The following is a 5,565-nucleotide window of genomic DNA, read 5'->3' as shown; positions in this document are numbered from 1 at the left end:
GACGGCCAGCACGCTCGCCACCGCATAGACCGCCATGCCGCCGAGCAGCACCGGCCGGCGGCCGAAGCGGTCCGACAGGGGGCCCATGACGAACTGGCCGGCGCCGAAGCCGATCAGGAAGGTGGACAGCACCAGCTGGAGGTGGTTGGCGACCGGAATCCTGAAGGCGGTGCCGATGTTGGGCAGCGCCGGCAGCATCATGTCCATGGCGAGCGGATTCAGCGCCATGATGGAGGCGATCACGATGACGAATTCTGGAAAACCCATGGGCCGGTGTCCCGTGGACACCCAAGAATCGGCATTGATGTCGGACAAGAAGCTCACCTCTGAAATCGAGCGACTTTATTCCTCGTCCATGCTGCGTTGCACAACCCATGTTTCGGGATGGCTGGCAGGCGGAACCGGGGCGGACAAAAATTGGTGAGGGAGCCAGCCCCGCTGGGCCGCCCGGGACGCAGTCTTACGATGGGCCGGAAACCGCTGATTCACCATTCCTGCCTAAAGGTCGGCGACGGACGAGGCTCTTCGATCCCCGCGGGATGAAACGGAAACGCATCCTGTCCAGTGTGGCGGCTGATTTCCGGCGCCATTTTGGCGCCTCACCGACCAGGCCAAAAGGTATCCGTTTGTGTCCGACGTGACCGATGCAGCACGATGGTTGGGACCCTCGGCCGACCCGGCTGCGAAACGAGGGACCTGGCTTGCCTGCCTGATCGCGCTGACGGCGCTGTTCGTGCTCGGCAATATCGCCAATTATGCCCGGCTCGATCTGAACTATGGCTGGGACCTTCACGTCAATTGCGCGGCGGTCGATGCGCATGCCAAGGGGCTCGATCCCTATTTCGTCAGGAATCTGAAGGTCACCACGCTCTCCTATCCCTATTTGCCCGTGACGCTGGATGTCTTCCGCCCGTTGTGCACAGGCGGTTTTCTCGCCGGTCACTACATGGGCGTCTATCTCGTCCTCGCCGTCCTCTGCGGTCTCCTCTTGCCCGGTCTCCGCCGAACGCGCACGCGCGCGCGCGATGTTGCGCTCCAGGTGCTGTGCGCGCTCGGCGCTTTCGTCGGTTTCGAATGGGTGCACGTGTCCGGCAACTTCGCGATCCTGAGCGGCGTGCTGACCACGATCGCGTTGATGCTCCTGCTTCGTGCGCCGGCCGGCGGAGCGCCGGAGGATCCGAGCTTCGCCTTGCGTCTCGCCGGCGCTGCGCTGCTTGGCCTCGTGACGTCGTTCAAGCTGGTGTTCTTCCCAGTGCTGGTTGCGCTTTATTTTCTGCCGCTGCCGCGTCGGCGCAAGCTGATGCTGATCGCGGTGGCGGCGTTCAGCTTCGTCTTGCCGATCCTGATATCGCGGATGCTGTACCCCGATCTGTTCGCGAGCTGGCTGCTTGCGATTGCGGGACGGATTCCCAACCAGCACGCGGTCAATCTCGTGGAGGTCAATCCGTCGCTGCTGCTGCTCGCGCAGAGCCTGATGGATCACGCCGGCATTGAGGGCAGGCCGGCCGTGCTTGCGACCTATGCGCTGGCGGCACTCGCGCTCGTGCTTGTACCGTTCGCCTTGTCCGTCCTGCGGGTGGCTGCGGACCGGCCGGTGCGGGAAGGGGGATCGCGTCTGTTGCAGCTGGATCGCTGGCTGATGGATCATCCGCGCGCGGCCATGCGCATCACCGTGCTTGCCATGTTTGCGCTCTATCTCAGTTCGCCGCGCCTCAAGGAATATGCCTTCTTCGAGCTCGCGCTCTATGCCGCGATCCTCGTCGTCGACCTGCCGGCCCGCGCGCTCGCAGCCGTTCTCACCGTCGGTCTTCTCATTCCCGCGCTGATCTCGCTTGCAGGGACGGCGTTCGAAGGCACTTTCATCCTCCTCATCGTCGCGCTGATGTGTTTCTGGATCCTGCTGCAGGATTTTCGCGGGGAGCCGAAACGCCTCGAGATGGAAGGTGCGCAACCATGACCGACGTCGCCGCGTCCGCAGCGGGCGGAGAACGAGGGGCCCTTGCCACCGACGCGCGGGGCAGCAACTGGATGACCCGCTTCATCCTGGCCTTGGCGCTGCTGGTCGCAACGCTAGTTGCCATCGATATGGGCATGGACGAGACGTTCGGCTGGGATGCGCGGGTGAACTGCGCAGCCGTCGATGCGCATATCGGGGGGCTCGATCCCTATTTCGTCAGGAACCTGAAGGACACCAAGCTCTCCTATCCCTATCTTCCGGCGACCCTCGATGCCTTCCGGCCGGTCTGCGCCGGCGGTTTCCTCGTCACGCACTACAAGCCGATCTATCTCATTCTCGCGTTGATCTCCGCGCTGTTGTTGCCCGGTCTCGGCAAGACCCGGCCGGGCTTGAGGGATGTCGCGCTGCGGAGCCTGTTCGCGCTCGGTGGCTTCCTCGGCTTTGAATGGATCATCGCGACCGGGAATTTTGCGATCCTGAGTGGCCTGTTGACGGCCGCATCGCTGGCCTTGTTGCTGCGTCCGGCGCAGTCCGGGGGCGGGGGCGGCACGAGTCTCGCACCGCAGCTCGCCGGTGCGGCCGTGCTCGGCCTTGTCACCTCGTTCAAGCTGGTGTTCTTCCCGGTTCTTGCCGCGCTCTATTTCCTGCCGCAGCCAAGAGGTCGCAAGCTTCTCCTGATCGCCGTCGCAGCCGGCATGTTCGTGCTGCCGATCCTGGCTTCGCTGGTGATCTATCCGGACCTGTTCAGGAGTTGGCTGAGCGCGATCTTCGGCCAGATCCCCGGACAGCATTCGCCGGGGAACGAGGTCAATCCGTCGCTGCTCTTCCTCGCGCAGACGGTTGCGGACCGCATTGGGCTTGCCGGCAGCAAGCCGGTCGTTGCCGCACTCTATGGTCTGATCGCAATCGCACTCGTGCTCGCGCCGCTCGCGATCTCGGTGTGGCGCATGGTCGGAGCGTCGCGCCCCGCTCGCAAGGCTTCGCTTCTTCAGACGCTCGACGACTGGCTGGTCGACCATCCCGACGCCGCAATGCGCATCACTGTGCTCGCGATGTACGCTCTCTATCTCTGCGCGCCCAGACTGAAGGAGTACGCCTTCTTCGAGGTGGCGCTGTACGCCGCGGTTCTCGTCGTCGATCTGCCTGCGGCGCTGATGGCCGCCGTGCTGACGGTCGCGATCGCCATTCCGACCCTGGCGTCGGTCTCGGGGGTGTTCATGGACGGGTTCAGCCAGCTCTCGATCACGCTGATCTGTTTCTGGCTCCTGCTGCCGCGTGGACCTTCAGGCGGCCCGGCGTCTTGGCGCGAGCCCCAGCAGAGCTGATCTTACCGTGGAGCGGCCTCTTGCCGGGTGTAGAGGCTGACATACGCGCCGGTATAGTCCTCTTTCCAGCCTCTCTCGCTGACCAGGAAGTGCCGCAGCGGGTCATGTGCTCTGACCCAGAGCACCGCATTGATCTCATACTTGCTGATCACCTTGTCCCAGGTCGCCTCGTCGATGTCCCACCGAACCAGCTTGAGATAGTCGCGCAGCAACTCGTCCGGGTAGGCGGTCGCCGCCCGGCCGTCGACGAAGACGGGCACTGATCCCTGCGTTCTGAAGATCAGGAGCCCACCGATGTTCCAGTGGTTCAGCAGGTGCGCGTGCGCGCTGTGGGCCTCGAGATAGCGGGCATCCTCCTCCGAGAGCATGTCAGGCAATGCCAGAGCCGGTCTCACCTGCATGAACGTGAATGGCAGCAACAGGATGCCGACGACGCTTGCCGCCAGCATCGCGCGCTGGACCTCGAAGCCCGACAGACGTTTCGGCAGCAGCCGGTCGATGTGAAGCGCCATCGGGACGCTCGAGAAGATGAAGAAGAACGCGGTGTATCTGAACTGATAGAGACCCAGAAACAGGAAGAGCCATGCAAGCACGCGCGCCTCGAGCGGAACGCGCGTGGAGCTTCGGTATCGCAGCTCCAGCGCAACGAAAGTCAGCGCATAGGCGATGCCAGGAATGCTGCCCGGCAGCTCGATGTTGTGAAAATAGGGCCGCCATTCGCCGATATCGGCCTGGACGAAATGACCCAGCGTCGCCCTCACGCCGTCATAGACATGCCACCCAAGCGGATTGACGAAGATCGCGATGAAGCACCCCACGCCCGCGAGGCAGTAGTTCCGAAAGTTTGTCCAGTCCCGCCGCAGCAGGGCGAGGCCACCGAAGACGCCGAGGATCGGAAAGGCGAGCATGAAGCCGCCATGCAAATTCACCCAGAGGATCATCATCGGGGGCAGCAGGAACCATCCTCGCCGCCGCAGGCATTCTCCGTAAAAGACCACCGCGAACAGCATGGTCGCGACGTTCGGCGATGCCGCCAGATACATGTTGGGCGAGGCTTCGTAGCAGGGGTAGAGCAGGCACGCGGCAAAGACCGCGATGCAAACCGCCAGGGGCGATGCGCCGCTGCTCAGGCCGCAGAAGGCGAGGTATCCTGCGATGACCGCGCCGCTGGCGACCACCATGAGGACGATCCCGGCAAAGCCCGCGTGCTGATACAGCACGCTGGCCATCACGTCCCAGAGCCAGGACAGATTGTACCATCGCTTGTCGCCCAGGGTGAACGCCCACGGATCCTGGAAGGGGACTTCGCCCCGCTGCCTGATCAAGTCTCCGGCGGCGAGGTGCCAGCCCAGATCATAATGGCCGAGCAGAAGCGGTCCGTTCGACAGGTAGAACACGCAGAGGAAGGCGATCAGGAAGACGTAGACCTCGAGCCCGTGCAGGTGACGTCCGGGCGCTGCTTGCCTTCCGTCAATCCCGGACCGGGACCAATCCTCGCGCGCGTCCATTGGAGCTCTCACCATCGAAGCCAATAGCTCCAGGCCCTGCATGTCCCTGGGTCTGCATCGACGGGCAGACATCGTTCGATTTAGGGGAAGACGGACTAAAGCCGAGTAAAGGCCCGCGCCGGGCTTTCAACCGGCCACGCGCGGCGTCAAATCTCGTGGTGCGGGCAGCCGGGGTCGAACCGGCACAGCGCTTGCGCACCGAGGGATTTTAAGTCCCTTGCGTCTACCAATTCCGCCATGCCCGCTTGATCCAACGAGATCAAACACTTAAGTCCATCTCCGGCCGTCTGGAATTGGCGCTTTGCGGGCTCGGAGGGACGGTTCTTCCTTAAGCGAGCCGGGCCCACAAGGCAAAGCCTCAATCCGGACATCTGTTGTTGCTTTAGGCATTCTCAATCCACGGGGGCTATTCATCCGGCATGGTTGCTTCGTTTTCCTCTTCGCCGCGCGGCTTTGGCGCGCTCCTGGCGCTGCTTGCGGCCGGCGCCGCGCTGTCCGGCTGCGCCAGCATGAGCGAGACGGTCGCGCCGGCCTTTGCCGATCCCGCCAAATACGAATTGTACGACTGCAAGCAGCTGGAGGGCGAGCGCAAGGCGCTCGCCAAGCGCACTGACGATTTGCGCGGGCTGATGGAGAAGGCCGAGACCGGGACGGGTGGCGCCGTCGTGTCCGAGCTCGCCTATCGCAACGACTATATCGCGGTGCGCGGGCAGGCCCAATTGGCCGAGGACGCCTGGCGCCGCAACAAGTGCCGGGAGGCGCCGCCAGAGGCAAC

General features: G+C 63.7%; 5 protein-coding genes and 1 tRNA gene. 3 read left to right on the top strand and 3 right to left on the bottom strand.

The genetic code is table 11. From position 1 onward, the window contains the following. On the bottom strand, positions 1–315 hold a 315-nt coding region (locus tag MOV75_RS25830), incomplete at its 3' end, for an MFS transporter (protein ID WP_247006825.1). Positions 316–628: 313 nt separating this feature from the next. Between MOV75_RS25830 and MOV75_RS25825 the strand changes: the two genes are divergently transcribed. Further along, on the top strand, positions 629–1,957 hold the full coding sequence (locus tag MOV75_RS25825; RefSeq protein ID WP_247006824.1) for a hypothetical protein: 1,329 nt from the start codon (positions 629–631) through the stop codon (positions 1,955–1,957). Beyond that, positions 1,954–3,282 carry a hypothetical protein gene (locus MOV75_RS25820; protein ID WP_247006823.1) on the top strand — a complete coding sequence of 443 codons (1,329 nt, stop codon included), beginning with the start codon at positions 1,954–1,956 and terminating at the stop codon, positions 3,280–3,282. The genes MOV75_RS25825 and MOV75_RS25820 overlap by 4 nt, the downstream gene beginning before the upstream one ends. Before the next feature lie 2 nt (positions 3,283–3,284). Here the strand turns inward: MOV75_RS25820 and MOV75_RS25815 are convergent, their stop codons facing one another. Both MOV75_RS25815 and MOV75_RS25810 read right to left on the bottom strand, forming a co-directional pair. Beyond that, the gene (locus MOV75_RS25815) at positions 3,285–4,790 is read right to left on the bottom strand and encodes a hypothetical protein (RefSeq protein ID WP_247006822.1); all 1,506 of its coding nucleotides are present in this window, start codon (positions 4,788–4,790) and stop codon (positions 3,285–3,287) included. A 156-nt stretch (positions 4,791–4,946) separates the two neighbouring features. Continuing rightward, positions 4,947–5,035 (bottom strand) — tRNA-Leu (locus MOV75_RS25810). A 174-nt stretch (positions 5,036–5,209) separates the two neighbouring features. Between MOV75_RS25810 and MOV75_RS25805 the strand changes: the two genes are divergently transcribed. Continuing rightward, positions 5,210–5,565: twin-arginine translocation pathway signal (locus MOV75_RS25805; RefSeq protein WP_247006821.1), on the top strand; the 356-nt coding region annotated here is incomplete at its 3' end.

It is taken from the genome of Bradyrhizobium sp. PRIMUS42, from assembly GCF_023006515.1.
In the GTDB taxonomy this organism is placed as follows: domain Bacteria; phylum Pseudomonadota; class Alphaproteobacteria; order Rhizobiales; family Xanthobacteraceae; genus Bradyrhizobium.
The sequence above is the reverse complement of the archived record's forward strand: the minus strand, read 5'-3'. Positions and strand labels throughout refer to the sequence as shown.

Coding starts and splice junctions, on each gene's coding strand:
- MOV75_RS25820 (WP_247006823.1), top strand. CDS start 1,954: ATGACCGACGTCGCCGCGTCCGCAGCGGGCGGAGAACGAGGGGCCCTT.
- MOV75_RS25815 (WP_247006822.1), bottom strand. CDS start 4,790: ATGGACGCGCGCGAGGATTGGTCCCGGTCCGGGATTGACGGAAGGCAA.